The 22251-nt window shown below is 68.5% G+C and carries 23 protein-coding genes; 16 read left to right on the forward strand and 7 right to left on the reverse strand.

What is annotated here, in order from left to right:
- Positions 1 to 13: 13 nt before the first annotated feature.
- From nuoH to N7L95_RS23310, 10 genes are all read left to right on the forward strand, one after another.
- Positions 14 to 1108: an NADH-quinone oxidoreductase subunit NuoH gene (nuoH, locus tag N7L95_RS23265; protein WP_301257622.1), complete on the forward strand. Its 1095-nt coding sequence runs from the start codon at positions 14 to 16 to the stop codon at positions 1106 to 1108.
- Positions 1109 to 1115: 7 nt separating this feature from the next.
- Complete coding sequence (gene nuoI / locus N7L95_RS23270) at positions 1116 to 1613, forward strand: NADH-quinone oxidoreductase subunit NuoI (RefSeq protein WP_301257623.1); 498 nt, start codon at positions 1116 to 1118, stop codon at positions 1611 to 1613.
- Between the two features lie 69 nt (positions 1614 to 1682).
- A complete protein-coding gene (locus N7L95_RS23275; RefSeq protein WP_301257624.1) occupies positions 1683 to 2339 on the forward strand; it encodes an NADH-quinone oxidoreductase subunit J in 657 nt (218 codons plus the stop codon).
- Positions 2336 to 2644, forward strand: coding sequence for an NADH-quinone oxidoreductase subunit NuoK (gene nuoK / locus N7L95_RS23280; RefSeq protein WP_301257625.1), 309 nt, complete (start codon positions 2336 to 2338; stop codon positions 2642 to 2644). The genes N7L95_RS23275 and nuoK overlap by 4 nt, the downstream gene beginning before the upstream one ends.
- Before the next feature lie 18 nt (positions 2645 to 2662).
- Positions 2663 to 4696, forward strand: coding sequence for an NADH-quinone oxidoreductase subunit L (gene nuoL, locus N7L95_RS23285; RefSeq protein WP_301257626.1), 2034 nt, complete (start codon positions 2663 to 2665; stop codon positions 4694 to 4696).
- A 16-nt stretch (positions 4697 to 4712) separates the two neighbouring features.
- Positions 4713 to 6197, forward strand: a complete 1485-nt coding sequence (locus N7L95_RS23290) for an NADH-quinone oxidoreductase subunit M (protein ID WP_301257627.1) — start codon at positions 4713 to 4715, stop codon at positions 6195 to 6197.
- 13 nt (positions 6198 to 6210) lie between these two features.
- Positions 6211 to 7689 (forward strand): NADH-quinone oxidoreductase subunit NuoN, encoded by a 1479-nt coding sequence (gene nuoN / locus N7L95_RS23295; RefSeq protein WP_301257628.1) that lies wholly within the window; start codon positions 6211 to 6213, stop codon positions 7687 to 7689.
- A gap of 13 nt (positions 7690 to 7702) precedes the next feature.
- Positions 7703 to 8008, forward strand: a complete 306-nt coding sequence (locus N7L95_RS23300; RefSeq protein ID WP_301257629.1) for a DUF2818 family protein — start codon at positions 7703 to 7705, stop codon at positions 8006 to 8008.
- 17 nt (positions 8009 to 8025) lie between these two features.
- Positions 8026 to 8661 (forward strand): NUDIX domain-containing protein, encoded by a 636-nt coding sequence (locus tag N7L95_RS23305; protein ID WP_301257630.1) that lies wholly within the window; start codon positions 8026 to 8028, stop codon positions 8659 to 8661.
- Between the two features lie 7 nt (positions 8662 to 8668).
- Positions 8669 to 9136, forward strand: a complete 468-nt coding sequence (locus N7L95_RS23310; RefSeq protein WP_301257631.1) for a DUF1178 family protein — start codon at positions 8669 to 8671, stop codon at positions 9134 to 9136.
- A gap of 79 nt (positions 9137 to 9215) precedes the next feature.
- Here N7L95_RS23310 and N7L95_RS23315 read toward each other — a convergent pair whose 3' ends face one another.
- From N7L95_RS23315 to N7L95_RS23340, 6 genes are all read right to left on the reverse strand, one after another.
- Entirely contained in the window at positions 9216 to 9596 is a 381-nt protein-coding gene (locus N7L95_RS23315) for a winged helix-turn-helix domain-containing protein (RefSeq protein ID WP_301257632.1), read from the reverse strand.
- 49 nt (positions 9597 to 9645) lie between these two features.
- Positions 9646 to 10344 (reverse strand): ABC transporter ATP-binding protein, encoded by a 699-nt coding sequence (locus tag N7L95_RS23320; RefSeq protein ID WP_301257633.1) that lies wholly within the window; start codon positions 10342 to 10344, stop codon positions 9646 to 9648.
- A 10-nt stretch (positions 10345 to 10354) separates the two neighbouring features.
- A complete protein-coding gene (gene modB / locus N7L95_RS23325) occupies positions 10355 to 11026 on the reverse strand; it encodes a molybdate ABC transporter permease subunit (RefSeq protein WP_301257634.1) in 672 nt (223 codons plus the stop codon).
- Positions 11027 to 11046: 20 nt separating this feature from the next.
- Positions 11047 to 11805, reverse strand: coding sequence for a molybdate ABC transporter substrate-binding protein (gene modA, locus N7L95_RS23330; protein WP_301257635.1), 759 nt, complete (start codon positions 11803 to 11805; stop codon positions 11047 to 11049).
- Positions 11806 to 11920: 115 nt separating this feature from the next.
- On the reverse strand, positions 11921 to 13339 hold the full coding sequence (locus tag N7L95_RS23335) for an FAD-binding oxidoreductase (protein WP_301257637.1): 1419 nt from the start codon (positions 13337 to 13339) through the stop codon (positions 11921 to 11923).
- Positions 13336 to 13731 (reverse strand): DUF2069 domain-containing protein, encoded by a 396-nt coding sequence (locus N7L95_RS23340; protein ID WP_301257638.1) that lies wholly within the window; start codon positions 13729 to 13731, stop codon positions 13336 to 13338. The genes N7L95_RS23335 and N7L95_RS23340 overlap by 4 nt, the downstream gene beginning before the upstream one ends.
- Positions 13732 to 13750: 19 nt before the next feature.
- Between N7L95_RS23340 and N7L95_RS23345 the strand changes: the two genes are divergently transcribed.
- Positions 13751 to 14992 (forward strand): YihY family inner membrane protein, encoded by a 1242-nt coding sequence (locus N7L95_RS23345; RefSeq protein ID WP_301257639.1) that lies wholly within the window; start codon positions 13751 to 13753, stop codon positions 14990 to 14992.
- Between the two features lie 67 nt (positions 14993 to 15059).
- Here N7L95_RS23345 and N7L95_RS23350 read toward each other — a convergent pair whose 3' ends face one another.
- Positions 15060 to 15932, reverse strand: coding sequence for a putative Ig domain-containing protein (locus N7L95_RS23350; RefSeq protein WP_301257640.1), 873 nt, complete (start codon positions 15930 to 15932; stop codon positions 15060 to 15062).
- A gap of 228 nt (positions 15933 to 16160) precedes the next feature.
- Between N7L95_RS23350 and N7L95_RS23355 the strand changes: the two genes are divergently transcribed.
- From N7L95_RS23355 to N7L95_RS23375, 5 genes are all read left to right on the forward strand, one after another.
- On the forward strand, positions 16161 to 17276 hold the full coding sequence (locus tag N7L95_RS23355; protein WP_301257641.1) for an AI-2E family transporter: 1116 nt from the start codon (positions 16161 to 16163) through the stop codon (positions 17274 to 17276).
- A 233-nt stretch (positions 17277 to 17509) separates the two neighbouring features.
- A complete protein-coding gene (locus tag N7L95_RS23360) occupies positions 17510 to 18904 on the forward strand; it encodes a TolC family protein (protein WP_301257642.1) in 1395 nt (464 codons plus the stop codon).
- A gap of 1 nt (position 18905) precedes the next feature.
- Positions 18906 to 19880 carry an HlyD family secretion protein gene (locus N7L95_RS23365; RefSeq protein ID WP_301257643.1) on the forward strand — a complete coding sequence of 325 codons (975 nt, stop codon included), beginning with the start codon at positions 18906 to 18908 and terminating at the stop codon, positions 19878 to 19880.
- A 10-nt stretch (positions 19881 to 19890) separates the two neighbouring features.
- Complete coding sequence (locus tag N7L95_RS23370) at positions 19891 to 21111, forward strand: ABC transporter permease (protein WP_301257644.1); 1221 nt, start codon at positions 19891 to 19893, stop codon at positions 21109 to 21111.
- The gene (locus N7L95_RS23375; protein WP_301257645.1) at positions 21108 to 22241 is read left to right on the forward strand and encodes an ABC transporter permease; all 1134 of its coding nucleotides are present in this window, start codon (positions 21108 to 21110) and stop codon (positions 22239 to 22241) included. Before N7L95_RS23370 ends, N7L95_RS23375 begins: the two co-directional genes overlap by 4 nt.
- Positions 22242 to 22251 lie beyond the last annotated feature (10 nt).

The raw sequence follows: 22251 nt of genomic DNA on the forward strand, positions 1-22251 counted from the left end.
GGAGAGGTGAAGCATGCTTGAGACCATCAACACTTTCGGCCTTTCCACGCTGGGCGGCCTGTGGCCGGTCGTCTGGACGCTCGTCAAGATCGTCGCGGTGGTGCTGCCGCTGATGATCTGCGTGGCCTACCTGACGCTGTGGGAGCGCAAGGCCATCGGCTGGACCCAGGTCCGCCCCGGCCCCAACCGGGTCGGCCCGCTGGGCCTGTTGCAGCCGATCGCCGATGCGGTGAAGCTGATCTTCAAGGAGATCATCCGCCCGACCGCGGCCAACAAGGGCCTGTTCTTCCTGGCCCCCATCATGACCATCATGCCGGCGCTTGCCGCCTGGGCCGTGATTCCCTTCGGCCCGGACGTGGCGCTGGCCAACATCAATGCCGGCCTGCTGTTCCTGATGGCCATCACCTCGCTGGAGGTCTACGGCGTGATCATCGCCGGCTGGGCCTCCAATTCGAAGTACGCCTTCCTCGGCGCGCTGCGTGCGTCGGCCCAGATGGTGTCCTACGAGATCGCGATGGGCTTTGCCTTCGTCATCGTGCTGATGGTCTCGGGCAGCCTGAACATCAGCCACATCGTGGCCGCGCAGGAGCACGGCATGGCGGCCGACATGGGCCTGACCTTCCTGTCGTGGAACTGGCTGCCCTTGCTGCCGATCTTCGTGGTCTACGTGATCTCGGGCATCGCCGAGACCAACCGCCACCCCTTCGACGTGGTGGAAGGCGAATCGGAAATCGTGGCCGGCCACATGATCGAGTACTCGGGCATGTCGTTCGCCATGTTCTTCCTGGCCGAGTACGCCAACATGATCCTGGTGTCCATCATCGCGGTGCTCATGTTCCTCGGCGGCTGGTCGTCGCCCCTGAACTTCGCCCCCTTCACCTGGGTGCCGGGCTGGATCTGGCTGGGCATGAAGACCTTCGTGGTCGTGACGATGTTCCTGTGGGTGCGCGCCACCTTCCCGCGCTTCCGTTACGACCAGATCATGCGTCTGGGCTGGAAGATCTTCATTCCCGTCACGCTGGTCTGGCTGGTGCTGGTGGGCCTGGTGATGCAGTCGCCGACGCTGAACATCTGGAAATGGCAACCGGCCGTTGTGACGACGAGGTAAACACACCATGTCCGCAGTAGCTTCCATCAAGAACTTCCTCAACACCTTCCTGTTGACGGAGTTGCTCAAGGGCCTGGCCCTGACGGGCCGGCACTTCCTGTCGCCCCACATCACCGTGCAGTTCCCGGAGGAGAAGACCCCGGCGAGCCCGCGCTTCCGCGGCCTGCACGCGCTGCGCCGCTACGACAACGGCGAAGAGCGCTGCATCGCCTGCAAGCTGTGCGAAGCGGTGTGCCCGGCCATGGCCATCACGATCGAGTCCGACGTGCGCGCCGACGGCACCCGCCGCACCAAGCGCTACGACATCGACCTGACCAAGTGCATCTTCTGCGGTTTCTGCGAAGAGAGCTGCCCGGTCGACTCCATCGTCGAAACCCACATCCTCGAATACCACGGCGAGAAGCGCGGCGACCTCTACTTCACGAAAGAGATGCTGCTGGCCGTTGGCGACCGCTACGAAAAAGAAATCGCGGCCAACAAGGAGGCGGACGCCAAGTACCGATAAGCCCTCCGCTTGTCGTAGGGCCGCTCCCGGTGCACCTGCCCGGGAGGCGGCCCTTAACCCGAGAAAAACATGGATACCAAGACCGCGCTCTTCTATGTGTTCTCCGCGATCCTGCTGTTCTCAGCGTTTCGCGTGATCACCGCCCGCAGCACCGTGCATTCGGCGCTGTTCCTGGTGCTGGCCTTCTTCAACGCCGCCGGCGTGTGGATGCTGCTGCAGGCCGAGTTCCTCGCCATCTCGCTGGTGCTGGTGTACGTCGGTGCGGTGATGGTGCTGTTCCTCTTCGTCGTGATGATGCTGGACATCAACGTCGACCAGATGCGGCAGGACTTCTGGAAGCACTTTCCGCTGGCCGGCCTGGTCGGCGCGGTGATCGCGCTGGAGATGGCGGTGGTGCTGATGGGCGGCTTCAACGTGCCCGAGGCCGAGCCGCTGAGCGCCCGTGCGCTGCAGTTCGGCAACACCAAGCTGCTCGGCTATGAGCTGTACACCAAGTACCTCTATCCGCTGGAAGTGGCGGCGGTGATCCTGTTGGTGGCCATCATCGCGGCGATCGCGCTGACGATGCGCCAGCGCAAGGATTCGCGCTACGTCGATCCGTCCGACCAGGTCAAGGTCAAGAAGGCCGACCGCCTGAAGGTGGTGGCGATGAAGGCCGAGGTCGAGGTGGCGCCGGTGGCCGCTGCCGCGCAGAACGAGCAAGTTTCCACGGGGAGCAAGGCATGACGCTCACTCTCGGGCATTACCTGTCGCTGGGCGCGATCCTGTTCGCGATGTCGGTCATTGGCATCTTCATGAACCGGCGCAACCTGATCGTGCTGTTGATGTGCATCGAGCTGATGCTGCTGGCCGTCAACATGAACTTCGTCGCCTTCTCGCATTACCTCGGCGACATGTCGGGCCAGGTGTTCGTGTTCTTCATCCTCACCGTGGCGGCCGCCGAGTCGGCCATCGGCCTGGCCATCCTGGTCGTGCTGTTCCGCAACCGCTCGACCATCGACGTCGACGAACTGGACAGCCTCAAGGGCTAAGGCGGGAGCAACAGAAAAATGACACAGCTCTCTCAGAACCTGTTGCTGGCGGTGCCGCTGGCACCGCTGGCCGGCGCCGTGCTGGCCGGCCTGTTCGGCCGGCAGATCGGCCGCAAGGGCGCACACAGCGTCACCATCCTGGGCGTCCTGATCGCCTTCGTGCTGTCGGCGCTGACGCTCAAGGCGGTGGCCTTCGACGGCGCCGAGGTCTTCAACCAGACCGTCTACGAATGGCTGAGCGTCGGCACGCTCAAGATGGAAGTGGGCTTCCTGGTCGACGGCCTGACCGCAATGATGATGTGCGTGGTCACCTTCGTCTCGCTCATGGTGCACATCTACACCATCGGCTACATGGAGGAAGACCCGGGCTACCAGCGCTTCTTCTCCTACATCTCGCTGTTCACCTTCTCGATGTTGATGCTCGTGATGAGCAATAACTTCCTGCAGCTGTTCTTCGGCTGGGAGGCGGTGGGCCTGGTGTCGTACCTGCTGATCGGTTTCTGGTTCAAGAAGCCGTCGGCCGTGTTTGCCAACATGAAGGCCTTTCTGGTCAACCGGGTTGGCGACTTCGGCTTCATCCTGGGCATCGGCCTGGTGCTGGCCTATGCCGGCACGCTGAACTACACCGACGCCTTCGCGTATGCACAGGCCGGCAAGTTCACCGGCGTGCTGTTCCCGGGCTCGGACTGGGCGCTGATCACCGTGATCTGCATCTGCCTGTTCATCGGCGCGATGGGCAAGTCGGCCCAGGTGCCGCTGCACGTCTGGCTGCCCGACTCGATGGAAGGCCCGACCCCGATCTCGGCGCTGATCCACGCGGCGACGATGGTGACCGCCGGCATTTTCATGGTGTCGCGCATGTCGCCGTTGTTCGAGCTGTCGGACACCGCGCTGAACTTCGTGCTGGTGATCGGTGCCATCACCGCGCTATTCATGGGCTTCCTCGGCATCATCCAGAACGACATCAAGCGGGTGGTGGCGTATTCCACGCTCTCGCAGCTGGGCTACATGACGGTGGCGCTGGGCGTGTCGGCCTACTCGGTGGCGGTGTTCCACCTGATGACGCACGCCTTCTTCAAGGCGCTGCTGTTCCTCGGCGCCGGTTCGGTGATCATCGGCATGCACCATGACCAGGACATCCGCAACATGGGTGGCCTGCGCAAGTACATGAAGATCACCTGGATCACCTCGCTGATCGGCTCGCTGGCCCTGATCGGCACGCCGCTGTTCTCGGGCTTCTATTCGAAAGACAGCATCATCGAGGCGGTCCACGCCAGCCACCTGCCCGGTGCCGGCTTCGCCTACTTCGCCGTGATGGCCGGTGTGTTCATCACTGCCTTCTACTCCTTCCGGATGTACTTCCTCGTCTTCCACGGCGAGGAGCGCTTCCGCCACAAGCCTTTCCCGCCGGAAGACGACGAGCATCACGACGACCACCATGGCCATGTGCACGAGCCGCACGAGTCGCCCTGGGTGGTGACCCTGCCGCTGGTGCTGCTGGCCATCCCGTCGCTGGCGATCGGCTACCTGACCATCGAGCCGATGCTGCATGGCGAGTTCTTCAAGAACGCGATCTTCGTGGATGCCGCCCGCCACCCGGCCATGACCGAGCTGGGCGAGCACTTCCACTCGGCCCTGGGCATGGCGACCCATGGCCTGATGGCGCCGCCGTTCTGGCTGGCCCTGGCCGGCGTGGTGACGGCCTACGTGTTCTACATGCTGAAGCCGGCCATCCCCGCGATGCTGCATCGCCGGCTCGGCTTCCTGGTCCGCATCCTGGAAAACAAGTACTACATGGACTGGTTCAACGAGAAGATCCTCGCGGCCGGTGCGCGCCTGCTCGGCTTCACGCTGTGGAAGGGCGGCGACGTCGCCCTGATCGACGGCCTGGCCGTCAACGGCTCGGCCAAGCTGGTCGGCTGGACGGCTTCGCTGGTGCGGCTGTTCCAGTCGGGCTACATCTACCACTACGCGCTGGTGATGCTGGTGGGCGTGTTCGCCCTCATCACCTGGCAGCTGTGGCCCTACCTGCAGTCCTTCCTGGCGCATTGAGCGAGGGTCGAACAACATGAGTCTGCTGAACCTCGCTATCTGGGTGCCCATCGTCTTCGGTGGGGTGCTGCTGGCCCTGGGCCGCGAACAACAGGCCGGCATGGTGCGCTGGCTGGCGCTCGCCGGCGCCCTGGTGGGCCTGGCCCTCACGGTGCCGCTGGTGACCGGCTTCGACGCCGCCAGCTCGGCCATGCAGTTCGAGCTGAGCCTGCCCTGGATCGAACGCTTCAAGGTCAACTACCACCTGGGCCTGGACGGCCTGTCGGTCTGGTTCGTCGTGCTGACGGCCTTCATCACCGTCATCGTCGTGGTGGCAGGCTGGGAGGTCATCACCGAGGGCGTCAACCAGTACATGGGCGCCTTCCTGATCCTCTCGGGCCTGATGATCGGCGTCTTCGCTGCGCTCGACGGGCTGCTGTTCTACGTGTTCTTCGAGGCCACGCTGATCCCGATGTACATCATCATCGGCATCTGGGGCGGCCCGCGGCGCGTCTATGCGGCCTTCAAGTTCTTCCTGTACACGCTGCTCGGCTCGCTGTTGATGCTGGTCGCGCTGGTCTACCTGTACACCAAGACCCACAGCTTCGAGATCCTCGACTGGCACCGTGCGCTGATCGACCTGGGTCCGCAGAAGCTGCTGTTCGGCGCCTTCTTCCTGGCCTTTGCGGTCAAGGTGCCGATGTGGCCGGTGCACACCTGGCTGCCCGATGCCCACGTCGAGGCGCCCACCGGCGGCTCGGTGGTGCTGGCGGCCATCATGCTGAAGCTGGGTGCCTACGGCTTCCTGCGCTTCTCGCTGCCGATCGCGCCTGACGCGAGCCGCGAGCTGGCCGGCGTGATGGTGGCGCTGTCGCTGGTGGCGGTGGTCTACATCGGCCTGGTCGCGCTGGTGCAGCAGGACATGAAGAAGCTGGTGGCCTACTCCTCGATCGCCCACATGGGCTTCGTGACGCTGGGCTTCTTCGTCTTCAACGAGGTGGCCGTCACCGGCGCGGTGGTGCAGATGATCTCGCACGGCTTCGTCTCCGGCGCGATGTTCCTGTGCATCGGCGTGCTCTACGACCGTGTCCACTCCCGCGAGATCGCGTCCTATGGCGGGGTGGCCAACACCATGCCGACCTTCGCCGCGTTCGCGGTGCTGTTCGCGATGGCCAATGCCGGCCTGCCGGGCACCGCGGGCTTCGTCGGCGAGTGGCTGGTGATCCTCGGCACGGTGAAGGTCAACTTCTGGCTGGGCGCACTGGCGGCCACCACGCTGATCTTCGGTGCGGCCTACACGCTGTGGATGGTCAAGCGCGTCTACTTCGGCCCGGTGGCCAACGACAACGTGCGCGCGCTGCAGGACCTCAACCTGCGCGAGTTCGCCATGCTGGCGGTGCTGGCCGTGGCGGTGCTCTGGATGGGCCTGTACCCCAAGCCCGTCACCGACGTGATGCACCAATCCGTGGTCGACCTGCTGCAGCACGTGCAGCAGTCCAAGCTGCCGCAGGCGTCGAACTGACGAGGCGATCGAGATGACTTTTCAAGAACTGCAACCGATCTATCCCGAACTCCTGCTGCTCGTGATGACCTGCGTCATCGCGATGGTGGACCTGTTCGTCAAGGATCCCCGTCGCACGACGACCTATGTGCTGACCCTGCTGTCGCTGGCGGCGGTGGGCGCGCTGCAGCTGGCCGACCTGCGCTCGACCGAGACCATCGAAGGCATGCAGCAGATGATCGTCAGCGATCCGCTGGGCAACCTGCTCGAGTTCTTCGCGACGATCGCCACGCTGGTGTCGCTGGTCTATGCCCGTCCCTATGCCGCCGATCGCGGCATGCTCAAGGGCGAGCTGTTCACGCTCAGCCTGTTCTCGCTGCTGGGCATGATGCTGCTGATGTCGGCGCGCAACTTCCTGGTCATCTACCTGGGCCTGGAGCTGATGTCGCTGTCGCTGTATGCGCTGGTGGCGCTGCGGCGCGACCATGCGGCCTCCACCGAGGCAGCGATGAAGTACTTCGTGCTCGGCGCGCTGGCCAGCGGCTTCCTGCTGTACGGCCTGTCGATGATGTATGGCGCCACCGAGTCGCTCTACATCCCCGAGGTGCTGAAGCAGCTCAGCTCGGGCGCCAAGAACCAGGAGGTGCTGACCTTCGGCATCGTCTTCGTGGTGGCCGGCCTCGCCTTCAAGCTGGCCGCCGTGCCCTTCCACATGTGGGTGCCCGACGTCTACCAGGGTGCGCCGACCGCTATCACGCTGCTGATCTCCGGCGCGCCGCAGCTGGCCGGCTTCGCGATGGCGCTGCGCCTGCTGGTCGACGGCATGTTCAGCGAGGCGGTGCAATGGCAGCAGATGCTCATCGTGCTGGCCGTCGCTTCGCTGGTGGTGGGCAACCTCGCCGCCATCGCCCAGACCAACCTGAAGCGGATGCTGGCCTACTCGACCATCGGCCAGATGGGCTTCATGCTGCTGGGCCTGGCCTGCGGCGTGGTCAACGAGAACAGCACCTGGGCCGCCAACGCCTACAGCTCGGCGATGTTCTACGCGGTCACCTATGTGCTGACCACGCTGGGTACCTTCGGCATGGTGGCGCTGCTGGCCCGCGAAGGCTTCGAGGCCGAGGAACTGGCCGACCTGAAGGGCCTGAACCAGCGCAGCCCGTGGTACGCGGCGATGATGGCGATTTTCATGTTCTCGCTGGCCGGCATTCCGCCGACGGTGGGCTTCTACGCGAAGTTGGCGGTGCTGCAGGCACTGGTGGCTTCGAGCCATCCGCTCTACCTGGGGCTGGCGGTGGCGGCGGTGCTGTTGTCGCTGGTGGGCGCCTTCTACTACCTGCGTGTCATCAAGCTGATGTACTTCGACGAAGCGGTCGATCGCGCGCCGATCGGCTCCAGCGGCGAAGCGCGGGTGCTGATGTCGGTCAACGGCCTGGCGGTGCTGGTGTTCGGCCTGCTGCCGGGCGGGCTGATGACCTTGTGCGCCAACGCCATCACGAACGCGCTGAAGTAAGCTGCCTCATCCCGTGGATGCCACCGTCTCGGTCTGGCTGGTGCTGGCGGCTGCCGCACTGGCCGCCAACCTGCCGTTCCTGAACGAGCGCCTGTTCGCCGTGGGCCCCCTGCGCGCGCCGAAGGCGCTGGGCTGGCGGCTGCTCGAGCTGCTGGTGCTGTTCGGCCTGGTCGTGGTGCTGGGCTTCGGCCTGGAGTCGCGCATCGGCCAGCGTCAGCCGCAGGGATGGGAGTTCTACGCCGTTTCGCTCTGCCTGTTCCTGACCCTGGCCTTCCCCGGTTTCGTCTGGCGCTACCTGCGCCGGCACCGGCCGGCCTGAGCCCGAAAGCCCGATCCATGACCGCCCCGGCCCGCGACGCCCATCTCTCGGAACACTGCCTGGAGACCACCCAGGTCTATCGCGGCCACATGCTGGACGTGCGGCGCGACCGCATCGGCCTGCCTGATGGCGGTACCGCGTTCCGCGAGTACATCGTGCACCCCGGCGCGGTGATGATCGTGCCCATCCTGGACGACGGCCGGCTGGTGCTGGAGCGCCAATACCGCTATCCGCTGGGCCGCGTGATGGTGGAGTTCCCGGCCGGCAAGCTGGACGCGGGTGAGCCCGGCGGCCTGTGTGCCGAGCGCGAGCTGCTGGAGGAAACCGGCTACCGCGCGAGGGAATGGGCTTATGCCGGCGTGCTCAACAATGCCATCGCCTATTCCACCGAAGGCATCGAGATCTGGTTCGCACGAGGCCTGGTGGCCGGCGAGAAGCAGCTCGACGAAGGCGAGTTCCTGGAAGTCTTCAGCGCGAGCGCCGAGGAACTGGATGGCTGGATCCGCGACGGCAGCGTGACGGATGCAAAGACCATGATCGGCCTGCTGTGGCTGCAGCGCTGGCGCGCCGGTGCCTGGGAGCTGCCTTGGCGCAGCGAGCCGGTGCGGCCCGAGCCCGCAGCCCCGGCGACGGCTGCCGCCGGCGCCGCCTAGGAATGCCATGAAGGTGCTGGACCTGCAGTGCCGCCACGGGCACGGGTTCGAGGGCTGGTTCGGCTCGGAGGACGATTTCCGCTTGCAGCAGGAGCGTCAGCTGGTGGCCTGCCCGATGTGCGGCGACACCGCGCTGACCCGCCTGCCGAGCGCGCCCCGCCTGAACCTGTCGGGCGCCAAGGAGAGTCCGGCGCCGCCCGCGGCCGCCGCCGCACCGGCCGCGCCGCCCGCCGGGGCGATGGTACCGGCCGAGGTGCAGGCGCTGTGGCTGAAGGCCGTGCGCCATGTGATGCAGAACACCGAGAACGTCGGCGAGCGGTTTGCCGACGAGGCCCGCCGCATTCACTACGGCGAAGCCGAAGCCCGGGCCATCCGCGGCAACGCCAGCCCCGAGGAGGCGCAGGCGCTGGTCGAGGAGGGCATCGACGTGATGGCCCTGCCGGTGCCCGAGGCCCTGAAGGACCCGGTGCAGTGAGCCCCTGGCGTCGCCGGCCGCATCCGGCCGGCGTGCCGGCGGTTGCCGCCGCACCCGCGGTTGTGCGGCGGCCGGGCGCTCATTCCGGGTCGCCCACCATGGCCAGCAAGGCCGTGATCTGTGCGGCGCAGGCCTGTTCGGCCTGCCGCTCGATTTCGCGGTAGAGGCGAACCACCGTTTCCCCTTCGGCCGTCAACACGCTGCCGCCGCCGCGCTGCCCGCCCTGCGCGGAGGTGGTGGCTGGCCGGCGCAAGGACCGGTTCACTTCATCGAGCAGCATCCAGGCACGCCGGTAGGACATGCCAATCTGCCTGGCTGCCAGCGTGATGGAGCCGTGCTCGCGGATGGCTTCCAGCAGCGCGATCTTGCCGGGCCCGATGGCGATGTCCTCGCCCCGCGTCACGCGGATGCGCAGGCGCAGCTCGGCAGGAGGGGCAGGGGACTCAGGCTCTTGGGACATGGCAGGTAGGCCGGCTGCGCTGCGCTGCGCGGCCCGGCGGCGTCGGGAATCAACAGGCGTGGAAGGGATCGCGCCCCGGCAGGGCTGCGACGGCGCGTCCGGCGTCGATGTGCAGCACCTCGTCGGCGAAGGCGTCGACATCGGCCGGGTCGTGGGTGATCAGCACCATCGGCAGGTCCAGTTCGCGTTGCAGGGCCGACAATTCGTCGCGCAGCTTGCGGCGCAGCTGCGCATCGAGGGCGGCGAAGGGCTCGTCCAGCAGCAGCGCACGGGGCTCGGCCACCAGGGCGCGGGCCAGCGCGGCGCGTTGCCGCTGGCCGCCGGAGAGCTCATGCGGATAACGCTGCGCCAGGCCGTCCAGCTCCAGCGTTGTCAGCCAGCGCTGCACCGCCGGATGCCGGCACTGCCGGGGCGGATTGCGCCAGCCGCGATGCAGGCCGAAGGCGACGTTCTGCGCCACGCTGAGGTGCGGGAAGAGGGCATATTCCTGGAACAGGTAGGCGACCTCGCGGCGCTGCGGTGGCAGCCACAGGCCCGCCTCCAGGTCCGCCAGCGTGCGGCCGCCGATGCGCACATGGCCGCTGTCCGGCCGCATCAGCCCGGCCATCGCCTTGAGCGTCAGCGTCTTGCCGGCGCCCGAGCGGCCGAACAGCACCAGGCGCCGGGCCTCGCTGCGGAATGCCACATCGAGCGCGAAGCGCTGCGCGCCCTGCCCGAGCTGCTTGCGAACGGCCACATCCCAGCTCATCGATGTTGCCTCACCGGTCCTGCACCCGGGGCGGCGCCAGCCGGCTGGCCAGCAGCAGCACCGCCACGCAGGTCAGCGAGGTGATGGCCACCAGCAGGTGAGCCACCTCGTCCTGCCCGGCCTGCACCGCCTCGAACACCGCGATGGACAGCGTCTGGGTGCGGCCCGGAATGCTGCCGGCCACCATCAGCGTGGCACCGAATTCGCCCAGCGCCCGGGCGAAGGCCAGCAGCACGCCGGCCAGGATGCCGCGCCACGCCAACGGCAGGCTGACGCGAAAGAAGATGCCGACCTCCGAGCAGCCGAGCACGCGGGCCGCCTGCTCGTACTGCGCATCGACGTTCTCGAAGGCGGCCCGCGCCGACTTGCAGACAAAGGGGAAGGCCACCACCGTGGCGGCGATCACCGCGCCCTGCCAGGTGAAGATGAGCCGGATGCCCAGCGCCTGCTCCAGCCAGCGGCCCAGCGCGCCGTGGCGGCCGATGAGCACCAGCAGGTAGTAGCCCAGCACGGTGGGGGGCAGCACCATGGGCAGCAGCAGCACCGCATCGAGCAGCTCGCGGCCGAAGAAGCGCCAGCGCGACAGCGCATAGCCGGCGGCCACGCCCAGCACGGCGGCCAGTGCGGTAGCCCAGGTTGCGACCTTCAGCGACAGGCCGAGGGCAATCCATGCCGCGTCCATCCGGGTGACCGTGCCGTCGCTCAGGGCCGCGCGAAGCCGTACTTCACGAGGATGGCCTGGGCCGGCGGCGACAGCACGAAGGAGACGAACCGGCTGGCCTCGTCCGGTTGGGTGCTGCCCGCCAGCGGTGCAATCGGGTAGAGCACCGGCGTCTCGGTCGGCACCGCGAAGGCGACGCGCACCTTGTCCGGCATCAGTGCCGCGTCGGTTGCATAGACGAAGCCGGCATCGGCTTCGCCACGCGCCACATAGTCGAGCGCCTGGCGCACCGAGGCAGCATTGACGGCCTTGGCCCCGATCGCGCTCCACAGGCCGGCCTTGTCCAGCACCGCCTGGGTGTAGCGGCCCACTGGCACACTGGCCGGCGTGCCGACGGCCACCCGCGCGATGCCGGGCTGCCGCAAGTCCGGCAGCGACTTCGGCTGCACCGCTGCCTGCTGCGGCACGATCACCACCAAGGCGTTGCGAACGAAATTGCGGCGCAGGCCGGGCTGGAGCAGTTGCTGGCGTTCGGCCTGGTCCATGGTCTGCTGGTCGGCGCTGGCGAAGACGTCCACCGGCGCGCCCTTGGCGATCTGCTGTAGCAGCGCACCGGAGGCACCGAAGTTCAGCAGCACCCGGGTCCCGGGATGCTGCGCCTCGTAGGCCGCGGCGATGTCCTTGAAAGCCTGGGTCAGGCTCGATGCGGCGCTCACGGTGAGCTCGGCCGCCTGCGACAGGCCGGTGGCGCCGAGAACAAGGAGCGCGCCGGCAGCAATGCGGGCAAGGAAGCGGGACATGCGCAGCCTGGGGAAGTGGTAAGGCAGCGCGCAATATACCGCCAAACACATCGGTGGCCTCCCGGAGCATCCGATCGGCCGCGCGGGTGCTTGATGCCCGTCAGGCCGGGCCCATTCAGGCGTCGATCGTGCGGCCGGGGTTCAGCCGCAGCTCCGGGTCGAGCGCGCGCTTGATGGTGCGCATCAGCGACAGCGCCACTGGCGACTTGCGACGGTTCAGCTCCTCGCGCTTGAGGGCGCCGATGCCGTGTTCGGCCGAGATCGAGCCGCCATGGGCCACCACCGCGTCGTACACCGCCTCGTTGACGGCGGCTTCGTGCTCGCGCAGGAAGTCGGCCGCCGCGGCACCGGCCGGCGCCTGCACGTTGTAGTGCAGGTTGCCGTCGCCCAGGTGGCCGAAGTTGACCAGCCGGGCGCCGGGAAAGCGTTGAGTGACCAGCGCGTCGGCCTCGGCCACGAAGGCCGGGATGCGCGACACCGGCACCGAGATGTCGTGCTTGATGTTCAGGCCTTCCTCGGCCTGCGCCAGCGGGATGGACTCGCGCAGGTGCCACAGCCCGCGCGATTGCTCGATGCTTTCGGCAATGGCCGCGTCGGTGATCAGCTCCTGCTCCAGCGCCGTCTCCAGCATGCTCTCGAACAGGGCCCGGGCGTGCGCCTCGCTCTCGGTGTCCGACTGCTCCAGCAGCACCATCCATGGCGACGGGCCCAGCGGCCGGGCCAGCTGGGGGAAGTGCTTGGCCACCAGCTGCAGCGCGAACTCGCCCATCACCTCGAAGCCGGTCAGCCCGGCGCCCAGCCGGGCCTGCGCCAACTGCAGCAGCGACACCGCATGCTGCAGCGAGGGCAGGGCGGCCAGCGCGGTGACGCGGCCGGCCGGCTGCGGGTAGAGCTTCAGTGTGGCGGCGGTGATGATGCCCAGCGTGCCTTCACTGCCGATGTAGAGGTCGCGCAGGTCGTAGCCGGTGTTGTCCTTGCGCAGGCCCGACAGCCCGTCCCAGGTCTCGCCCTGGGCCGTCACCACTTCGAGGCCCAGGCACAGCTCGCGGGCATTGCCGTAGCGCAGCACCTGGGTGCCGCCGGCATTGGTGGCCAGGTTGCCGCCGATGGTGCAGCTGCCTTCGGCCGCCAGGCTGAGCGGGAACAGCAGGCCTTGCGCGGCGGCCGCCTCCTGCACCACCTGCAGCACGCAGCCGGCTTCCACCGTCATCGTGAGGTTGGCCGGATCGATCTCGCGGATGCGGTTCAGCCGCTGCAGGCTCAACAGCACCTGGGTGCCGCTCTGGTCGGGCACCGAGCCGCCCACCAGACCGGTGTTGCCGCCCTGCGGCACCAGGCTGGCGCCGTGCGCCGCGCAGGCCTGCACGACGGCGGCGACCTCGGCGGTGCTGCCGGGGCGCACCACGGCGAGCGCCTTGCCGCGATAGCGCTTGCGCCAGTCGAGCTCCCAGGCCGAGAGGTCGCCGTCGACCAGCAGGTTGTTCGGGCCGACGGCCGCGCGCAGCGCGTCGAGCAGGGCAGGCTTGGACATCATGGGGTTTCCGTGGAAGGGGAGGCGAGGCCGGAGCGCTTGGCCTGGCGCAGGCGCCAGCGCACATGCAGCGCGCAGGCGGTGAACAGCAGCAGGCACAGCAGCACCTGCACGGCGGCCAGCACGGCGCTGGTGCCGCGGTCGCTGGTGGCGCGTACCGCGCCTTCGGCGACGTAGAGCCACACGAACAGGCTGACCCAGCGATAGGTGTACATGCGGCGCTTGAGCAGGCCGGCCAGCGGCAGCGTCAGGGGCAGGACCTTGAGCGCGAGCAGCGAGCCGCCCGGACGCACCGGGGCCCACCACAGCTCCCAGCCCAGCCCGAGCACGATGAGCGCGAGCAGGCTTGCGACGGCGAGGGCACGGGTGGTGTCGGGGACGGTGCTTCGATTCATCGATGGCATGATACCGGCCATGAATTTTCCCCTGGGACTGCGCCGACCGTGGCGCGAGCAGCTCGGCAGGGCGGTGCAGACCCTGCACGACTGGCCCTGGATGGAGACGCTCAAGACGCTGCGCCAGCGCTTCAGAGAAGACCGCCTGGGCCTGACCGCCAGCAGCCTGACCTTCACCACCATCATTGCGCTGGTGCCCTTCTTCACGGTCACGCTGGCCATCTTCACGGCCTTTCCGATCTTCGCGCGCTTCCAGACCTCGCTGGAGAAGTACTTCGTCCAGAGCCTGATCCCGGACACCATTGCCAAGCCGGTGCTCAAGGCGCTGACCCAGTTCGCCAACAACAGCAACCGGCTGGGCAGCCTGGGCCTGGTCATCCTGGTGTTCACGGCGCTGGCGCTGCTGCTGACGATCGACCGCACGCTCAATGCCATCTGGCGCGTGCGCAAGGCCCGCCCGATCGCCCACCGGGTGCTGATCTACTGGGCCGCCGCCACGCTCGGCCCGCTGCTGCTGGGCGTGAGCCTGAGCATGACCTCGTATGCACTGAGCACCTCGCGCGGGCTGGTGAATGCCTTGCCGGGCGGCGTCAGCTTCCTGCTCAACGTGCTGGAGTTCAGCCTCTTCGCCGGCGCCATCGCGGCGCTGTTCCGCTTCGTGCCCAACACGCATGTGCGCTGGACGCATGCCTGGGCCGGTGGCCTGTTCGTGGCCATCGGCTTCGAGCTGGCCAAGAGCCTGCTGGCCTGGTATGTGCGGGTGGTGCCGACCTATTCAGCCGTCTACGGCACCTTTGCCACGGTGCCGATCTTCCTCGTCTGGGTCTATTTTGGCTGGGTCATCGTGCTGCTGGGCGCGGTGGTGGCGGCCTATGCGCCCAGCCTGCAGATGCAGGTGGTGCGCCGGCCGTCCACGCCGGGCCACCGCTTCCACCTGGCGGTGACGATGCTGCGCGAGCTGCACGAGGCCCGTGCACAGGACTACCACGGGGTGTCTGCCGCCACGCTGGCCGAGCGGCTGCGCACCGACCCGCTGCAGATCGAGCCGGTGCTGGAGACCTTGATCGCACTCGACTGGGTGGCGCGGCTGGAGGAGCAGTCACCGGCTGGCGCGCGCTATGTGCTGCTGGCCGAGCCGGAGCGCACCACGGCACAACCGCTGTTGGCCGAGCTGCTGCTCGACCCCTCGCCGACGCTGCGCGGCTTCTGGGAGCGGGCAGGTTTTGCGCGCATGAGCCTGGCGGATTTGTTGAGGCCGTGAGGCGCGGCACACCGGGCCTGGGCCCGTGTCGCCGCCGCACAGGGGCGGCGGTTGAACCCGGTGAGCGTCACAGGATCGTGAACGTCAGAACTTGCCGCACCTGCAGTGTCCGCCCTTGGCGGGTGATCGTGGCGACGATGCCCGTGCACGACATGTCGGCCAAGGTGGGGACACCCGAGATGACGCCGGTCTGCCCGTTCAGCGCCAGGCCCGGGGGCAGCGCAGCAGGGCAGCCCTGCACTTCGGCGAGTGCATAGCTGAAGCTCGATTCGGTGGCGAAGTCACCCCATACCGGCCAGGACGTCATTGGCCAGTTGGGTGCGCTGTCCAGCGTCGTGTAGTGGAAGGTGGGCGGCGACACGGTGATCTCCCGCAACAGGGCGGTCGCTGCCTTCGTGGTGCTGCCATTGCGCTGCACGGTGACCGCGATGCGCGGCCCGAACGTGCCGACCTCGCCTGGCACGCCCGAGATGACACCGGTCGCCGGGTGGATGGCCAGGCCGGCGGGCAGCGCGCCTTCCACGCTGTAGGTCACGATGTCGCCCGGCACGGCGGTGTAGCCCGCCAGCTCGGTGCGCGACTCATACGGCAGGCCCCAGGTCACGAAGCCGCTCGGCACCGAATGCTGCAGGCGGTAGCCGTCGACGTTGAGGTTCACCCGCGCCCAGACCTCGCCCTGGTAGTCCGACACCGTCAGCTCGACGTCGGCGGTGTAGTGGCCGGCTTCGGTCGGCGTGCCATGCACCCGGCAGTTGCCGCGGTCCAGCTGCATGCCGGGAGGCAGGCGGCCGCCGACCACCTTGCACCGCGGCGAGTGGCCTTCCAGGCCATGCAGTCGAGGCGACAGCGTCAGCGACTGCAGTACCTCGACGGAGGTCGACTCGTAGTTGAAATCCACTTCCAGGTCGGCGCCACTGCCACCGCCGCCACAGGCGGACAAGCCAACGAGAACAAGCACAGGGGCGAACGCGCGCAGGACTGCGGCCGGCGATGAACGGACATAGAAATCCCTCGCGCGATCAAGCGATCGGTGTTGCGTATTGTTTGCAAATTGTAAAGTCGCCTGCCTGCGCCGGCCCGCGGCTCAGGCAGCCCGCCCCCGGTCTGAGGGGGAAGACGCCAGCGGCGCTCTAACATGTGCACCTGTTCACACGAAACCCGACGCCCCATGGCATACCCGCATTCCCCCGGTCCCGACCATCCGCCGGTCACTGAGAACAAGGCCTTCCTGCTGCTGCTGGCCGTGGTCTCGCTGGCCTTCGCCTGGATCTTGCGACCCTTCTACGGCGCGGTGCTGTGGGGCGCCATCATCGCCATCCTGTTCGCGCCGGTGTACCGCCGGCTGCTGCCCCGCATGCGGCAGCGGCCGACGCTGGCGGCGCTCGCCACGCTGTCGCTGGTGGTGGTGATCGTGATCCTGCCGCTGTTCCTGCTGTCGGCCTCGATGGCGCAGGAAGGCGCGGCCATCTACCAGCGCATCCAGTCCGGCGAGCTGAACTTCGCCGCCTACTTCGAGCGCGTCTTCGCCTCGCTGCCAAGCTGGATCACCGACCTGCTCAACCGCTTCAACCTGGGCGACATCGGCGCGCTGCAGCGCCGCATCACCGCCGGCCTCGCTCAAGGCAGCCAGGCCATCGCCACGCGCATCTTCAGCATCGGGCAGGACACCTTCGACCTGGTGGTGAGCTTCTTCATCACGCTCTACCTGGCCTTCTTCCTGATTCGCGACGGCGGCGCACTGTCGCGGCGCATCGGCCGCGCAGTGCCGCTGGCGGCCGAGCACAAGCAGCAGCTGTTCACGAAGTTCACCACCGTCATCCGGGCCACCGTCAAGGGCAACGTGGTGGTGGCCGCCACCCAGGGGGCGCTGGGCGGCCTGGCGTTCGCCTTCCTGGGCATCAGCGGCGCGGTGTTCTGGGCGGTGCTGATGGCTTTCCTGTCGCTGCTGCCGGCGGTGGGCGCGGCGCTGGTGTGGCTGCCGGTGGCCATCTACTTTCTGGCCACGGGGTCGCTGTGGCAGGGCGCAGCCCTGGTCGCCTACGGCGTGCTGGTGATCGGCCTGGTGGACAACGTGCTGCGGCCGGTGCTGGTGGGCAAGGACACCAAGATGCCGGACTACGTGGTGATGATCGCCACGCTCGGCGGCATGGTGATCTTTGGCATCAACGGCTTTGTCATCGGGCCCGTGATCGCGGCCATGTTCATCGCGGTGTGGGACATCTATGCGAGCGATTCGGGCCGCAACGATCCGCGTGCCCCGCACACGGGCGCCCGCGACGCTTGAGCACCGGCCGCGGCCGCCTCATTGAAGCGGCTACCTCAGCGGCTGCGGCGAGGCCGCCACGCCGCCAACACCTTGAAGCCTTCGCCTGGCGGTTGGCCGCCACAATGGCCGTTCTCCCGCGGCAAACAAGAACCATGCGACCTGTGCTTCCCCCGTTTCCGACCGGATCCTGGCCTTGTTCAAGAGTCCTGGCAGATCAGAAGCATCGCCGTGCGGCGCTGGCCAGCCTGCTGTTGTTCGGCGCCACCGCCGTGGCGGCCCAGACGGCGGCCGTGCCGCCCGGGCGGCCGCTGGCCTTCGATGAGGCCTTGCAACTGGCCTGGCGCGTCTCGGGCCAGGTGCAGGGGGCCCGGCTGGATGCAGAAGCCAAGCAGCTGCAGGCCCAGGCACTGGAGCGCCTGGACGGCCCGGCGCTCAACCTGACCGGCTTTGCCGGCCGGGTCAAGACCAGCTTCGACCTGGACCTTTCGCGCGTGGCCGGTGCGGTGAATCCGGTGCTGGGGGGCGTCGGTCCGGTGCTGCCCGGGCCGGACCTGCCGCCCGTGCCGAACCGCTGGCGCACCGAGCGCGTGGTGGACATCACCTCGCTGGGCCTCGGCGCCAGCTGGCCGCTGTACACCGGTGGCCGGCTGCAGGCCGTGCAGGGCTTGGCAGGCGGGCGCGCCCAGGAGGCCGAGGCCGAGCGCCTGGATGCACAAGACAAGGAGGCGGCCCTGGTGGCGCAGCGCTACTTCGCGGTGCAGCTGGCGCAGCGAGCGGCGCGGGTGCGCAGCGAGGCCACCGCGGGCATTGCCGAGCACCACCGCATGGCCACCCGGCTCGAGCAGGGCGGCCTCATTGCCCGTGCCGAGCGGCTGCGCGCCGATGTTGCGCTCGACGGTGCCCGCCGCGACGAGGCCAAGGCCCGCAGCGACCTGGAGATTGCGCGTGTCGCGCTGGACCGGCTGCTGGCGTCGCCGCAGCCGGTGCGCCCGACCACCCCGCTGTTCGTGCACCGGCAGCCGGTGGGCGCGCTGCAGTCCTTCGTCGACGCCGGGCTGGCCCACCATCCGGCCTGGAAGAAAATCGACAGCAAGCGCGAGCAGGCGGCACAGGCGCTGCGGCTGCAGGGCAGCGAGCATGCGCCGACGGTGCTGGCCGTGGCCAACTACAACCTGAACCACGGCAAGGACAAGGCGGTCGAACCCAACTGGTTCTTCGGCGTGATGATGAGCATGCCGCTGGTCGGGCGCATCGACAAGGCCAAGACACGGGAAGCTGCCCGGCTCGAGCAGCAGCGGGTGGAAGTCACCGCCGAGCAGGCTGGCCGCGACATCCCCACGTTGATCGAGAAGCAGTGGCGGGCCATGGAGCAGGCCCGGGTGCAATTCCTGTCGATGGGATCCACGCTCGAACTGAGCCAGGAGGACCTGCGCCTGCAGACCGCCTCCTTCCAGCAGGGCCAGTCCACCTCGGTGGACGTGACCGATGCGCGGCTGCGCCTGGCCAAGGCCGAGATCGAGCGCACGCAGGCCGCGTATGAATACGTGATGGCGCTGGCCCGGCTGCTGGAGGCGAGCGGGCAGCCGCAGCGCCTGCCCGAGCTGGCCGCCACGGCCGACATCGTCCTTCCACTCGAAGCCGAATGACATGACAAGCAAGAACCGTCTCGTGCCGGCCATCCTGGGCCTGGCCGTGCTCGCCTTCCTGGGCTGGGGGCTGAGCCGGGCCTTTGCACCGCAGCGGCTGCCGTTGCAGGGGCAGATCGATGCGCAGGAAGTGAACCTGTCCGCCAAGGTGCCCGGCCGGGTCAGCAAGCTGCACGTGCAGCTGGGGCAGAAGGTGAAGGCGGGCGACCTGGTGTTCGAACTCGACAGCCCCGAGGTGCAGGCCAAGGTGGCCCAGGCACGCGCCGCCCAGGAGGCGGCCCAGGCGGTGGCGGCCAAGGCCGGCGCCGGTGCGCGGCCCGAGGAGGTGGAGATGGCCCGCTACAGCTGGGAGCGGGCCGTCACCGCCGCCAACATCGCCGAGACCACCTACAAGCGCGTGCAGGCCATGTACGACGAGGGCGTGCTGGCGCGGCAGAAGCGCGACGAGGCCGAGGCGCAGTGGCGCGCCGCCGCACAGCAGGCGCGCGCCGCCCAGGCACAGTACGAGATGGCCCGCAAGGGCGCCCGCACCGAAGACAAGCAGGCGGCGCAGGCGCAGGCCCGCCAGGTGGGTGGCGTGCTGAGCGAGGCCGAGGTCGCGCTGGCCGAGACGCGGTTGAAGGCGCCGGTGGCCGGCGAAGTCAGCAAGATCCAGATCCAGCCGGGCGAGCTGGCGCCCCAGGGGTTCCCGGTGGTGACGCTGGTGAACCTGGACGACGTGTGGGCGGTGCTGCAGGTGCGGGAGGACGAGATGTCCGCCTACACCACCGGCAGCGAGCACACCGGCACCGTGCCGGCGCTCGGGCAACCCGTGCGCTTCCGGGTCAGCTCGGTGGCCGTGCTGCCGGACTTCGCCACCTGGCGGGCGGCCCGGCCGGGCGGCACCGACCTGCGCACCTTCGAGATCCGCTTGCGCCCGCTGCAGCCGGTGGCGGCGCTGCGGCCGGGCATGAGCGTGGTCTTCCCGGCACCATGAGGCGGTGCCGATGGCCAGCGAGACCCCACGCGTGACGCTCAGCGAAACCCAGGCGCCGGTGGCCCGCGGCTTTGCCGCGGTGCTGCGGCGCGAGTGGCAGCGGCTGCGGGCCGACGCCTGGGACCTCGCCATGCTTGGCTGGATCCCGCTGCTGGTGTGCGCGCTGACATGGTGGATCTTCTCCGCCGGCATCGCGCGGGACGTGCCCGTCGTGGTCGTCGACCACGACCGCAGCGCGCTGTCGCGCTCATTGGTGCGCATGCTGGAGCAGGCGCCTGGCATTGCAGTGGTCGGCCAGCCCGCCAGCGAGGCGGAGGCGCTGCAATGGCTGCGCGAGCGCCGGGCCTATGGGGTGCTGCTGGTGCCGCGCCAGCTGCAGCAGCAGCTGCTGACCGGGCGCGCCGCGAGCGTGCAGTGGTTCTACAACGGCCAGTTCTCGGCCCATGTGGGCGGCCTGACGCGTGACGTGCGCACGGTGGTCTCTACCCTGTCGGCCGGGGCCGAGCTCACTGCGCGCGAGAAGCGCGGCGCCTCGGTGGTGCAGGCCCGCCAGCAGTTCGAGCCGATCCGGCTCCGGCTGGTGAGCCTCTACAACGAGAACGCCAACTACGAGGCCTTCCTGGCGCTGGCGGTGATTCCGTCGATGCTGCAGATCTTCATCACCCTGGCGGCAGTCACGGCCATCGGCCGCGAGCTGAAGGCCGGCAGCGTGCCGCAGTGGCTGGCCGCGGCCGGCCAGCGCTGGGGCACCGCGCTGGCCGGCAAGCTGGCCATCCCGGCGCTGGCCTTCACGCTGCACGGCCTGCTGTTCGTGCTGTTCTTCAGCCAGGTGCGCGGCTGGGCCGTCGAGGGCAGTGCGGCCGCGCTGCTGGTGGGGGTGCTGCTGTTGGTGACGGCCTACCTCGCCGTGGGCACCCTGATGATCGCCGCCACGCTGGCCTTGCGGACCGCCTTGTCGATGGCCGCCTTCGTTACCGCGCCGGCCTTCGCCTTCTCGGGCCAGGGCTTTCCGCTGATGGCCATGCCGCCGCTGGCCCGTGGCTGGGCCGAGGCCTTGCCGCTGACGCACTACCTGCAGCTGCAGAGCCGCCACTGGCTGGCCGGCGCGCCCTGGGCCTACGGCGTGGGTGACCTGCTGGTGCTGGCCGGCTTCACGCTCGCTGCCGGCCTGGCAGGGGGCTGGCTGTTGAAGCGGCGCGCGCTGTCGCCGGCGGCCTGGGGGCGCACGTGAACGCGCTGCGCGCCGGTGGCGCCGCCTTCCTCGCCACCTGGCGCGCCATGCTGGGTGATACCGGCGCACTGATGTTGCTGTTCGCCGGTGGCCTGGTGTACTCCTTCTTCTATCCCTTGCCCTATGCGCGGGAAAGCGTGCAGCGGGTGCCGGTGGCGGTGGTGGACCAGGACCACAGTGCGCTGTCCCGCCAGCTCACCCGCTTTGCCCAAGCCCATCCCTCGGTGAACGTGGTCGCCGTGACGCCCGACCTGCGTGAGGCGCAGGACCTGCTGTGGCGCAACCAGATCGCCGGCACGCTGTTCATTCCCGCCGGCCTGCAGGGCAAGGTGCTGAGCGGCCGGCAGGCGGAGGTCGAGATTGCCGGCAACGGGGTCTACATGATGCTGAACAAGGCGGTGCTCAATGGCCTGGCCGAGGCGGTCGGCACGGTCTCGGCCGGCATCGAGGTGAAACGGCTGTCGGCGGCATCGCCGTCCCCGGCCCAGGCACTGGCGCAGCGCCAGCCGCTCGGCTTCAATGCGGTGGCGCTGTTCAACGTGCGGGAGGGCTACGGCGCCTACGTGGTGCCCGGCGTGGCGGTGCTCATCGTGCAGCAGACGCTGCTGCTGGCCATCACGCTGATGTTCGGCTCCTGGGTCGAGCGGGGCGGTTTCCCGGTGCGGCGCGACCTGCCGGGCTACTTCGGCATGCTGTTCGCGTTCGCCTCGGTGGCGGTGATCAACAGCGCCTACTACTTCGGCTTCGTGATGTGGTGGCAAGACTATCCGCGCGGCGGCAATCCACTCGGCCTGGCGCTGTTCGTGCCGCTGTTCGGACTGGCGGTGGCGGCTTTCGGCATGCTGCTGGGCAGCTGGTTCCGCACCCGCGAGCGGAGCGCCCAGCTGCTGCTGTGCGCCGCCATGCCGCTGATGTTCCTGTCCGGCCTGTCGTGGCCGCTGGAGGCGCTGCCCGAGCCCTTGCTGGCCTTGCGCTGGCTGGTGCCCTCGACACCGGGCATCCAGGGCTTCATTGCGCTGAACCAGCTGGGCGCCCGGCTGCCCGAGGTGGCCGCCGAGGCGGCCGGCCTGGGCGCGCTGCTGCTGGCCTGCGTGGGCCTGGGCTTGTGGCGCTGGAAGAAGGCCGGGTAGCGCTTGCTTC

It is taken from the genome of Eleftheria terrae, from assembly GCF_030419005.1.
Classification (GTDB): domain Bacteria; phylum Pseudomonadota; class Gammaproteobacteria; order Burkholderiales; family Burkholderiaceae_C; genus Caldimonas; species Caldimonas terrae.

Excerpts from the sequence above, each read along its gene's own strand:
- N7L95_RS23290 (WP_301257627.1), top strand. The coding sequence starts at position 4,713 with ATGAGTCTGCTGAACCTCGCTATCTGGGTGCCCATCGTCTTCGGTGGG.
- nuoH (WP_301257622.1), top strand. The coding sequence starts at position 14 with ATGCTTGAGACCATCAACACTTTCGGCCTTTCCACGCTGGGCGGCCTG.
- N7L95_RS23345 (WP_301257639.1), top strand. The coding sequence starts at position 13,751 with ATGAATTTTCCCCTGGGACTGCGCCGACCGTGGCGCGAGCAGCTCGGC.
- N7L95_RS23320 (WP_301257633.1), bottom strand. The coding sequence starts at position 10,344 with ATGAGCTGGGATGTGGCCGTTCGCAAGCAGCTCGGGCAGGGCGCGCAG.
- N7L95_RS23370 (WP_301257644.1), top strand. The coding sequence starts at position 19,891 with ATGGCCAGCGAGACCCCACGCGTGACGCTCAGCGAAACCCAGGCGCCG.
- N7L95_RS23310 (WP_301257631.1), top strand. The coding sequence starts at position 8,669 with ATGAAGGTGCTGGACCTGCAGTGCCGCCACGGGCACGGGTTCGAGGGC.
- N7L95_RS23305 (WP_301257630.1), top strand. The coding sequence starts at position 8,026 with ATGACCGCCCCGGCCCGCGACGCCCATCTCTCGGAACACTGCCTGGAG.
- modB (WP_301257634.1), bottom strand. The coding sequence starts at position 11,026 with ATGGACGCGGCATGGATTGCCCTCGGCCTGTCGCTGAAGGTCGCAACC.
- modA (WP_301257635.1), bottom strand. The coding sequence starts at position 11,805 with ATGTCCCGCTTCCTTGCCCGCATTGCTGCCGGCGCGCTCCTTGTTCTC.
- nuoL (WP_301257626.1), top strand. The coding sequence starts at position 2,663 with ATGACACAGCTCTCTCAGAACCTGTTGCTGGCGGTGCCGCTGGCACCG.
- N7L95_RS23335 (WP_301257637.1), bottom strand. The coding sequence starts at position 13,339 with ATGATGTCCAAGCCTGCCCTGCTCGACGCGCTGCGCGCGGCCGTCGGC.
- N7L95_RS23340 (WP_301257638.1), bottom strand. The coding sequence starts at position 13,731 with ATGAATCGAAGCACCGTCCCCGACACCACCCGTGCCCTCGCCGTCGCA.
- N7L95_RS23355 (WP_301257641.1), top strand. The coding sequence starts at position 16,161 with ATGGCATACCCGCATTCCCCCGGTCCCGACCATCCGCCGGTCACTGAG.
- N7L95_RS23315 (WP_301257632.1), bottom strand. The coding sequence starts at position 9,596 with ATGTCCCAAGAGCCTGAGTCCCCTGCCCCTCCTGCCGAGCTGCGCCTG.
- N7L95_RS23275 (WP_301257624.1), top strand. The coding sequence starts at position 1,683 with ATGGATACCAAGACCGCGCTCTTCTATGTGTTCTCCGCGATCCTGCTG.
- nuoN (WP_301257628.1), top strand. The coding sequence starts at position 6,211 with ATGACTTTTCAAGAACTGCAACCGATCTATCCCGAACTCCTGCTGCTC.
- nuoI (WP_301257623.1), top strand. The coding sequence starts at position 1,116 with ATGTCCGCAGTAGCTTCCATCAAGAACTTCCTCAACACCTTCCTGTTG.
- N7L95_RS23365 (WP_301257643.1), top strand. The coding sequence starts at position 18,906 with ATGACAAGCAAGAACCGTCTCGTGCCGGCCATCCTGGGCCTGGCCGTG.
- nuoK (WP_301257625.1), top strand. The coding sequence starts at position 2,336 with ATGACGCTCACTCTCGGGCATTACCTGTCGCTGGGCGCGATCCTGTTC.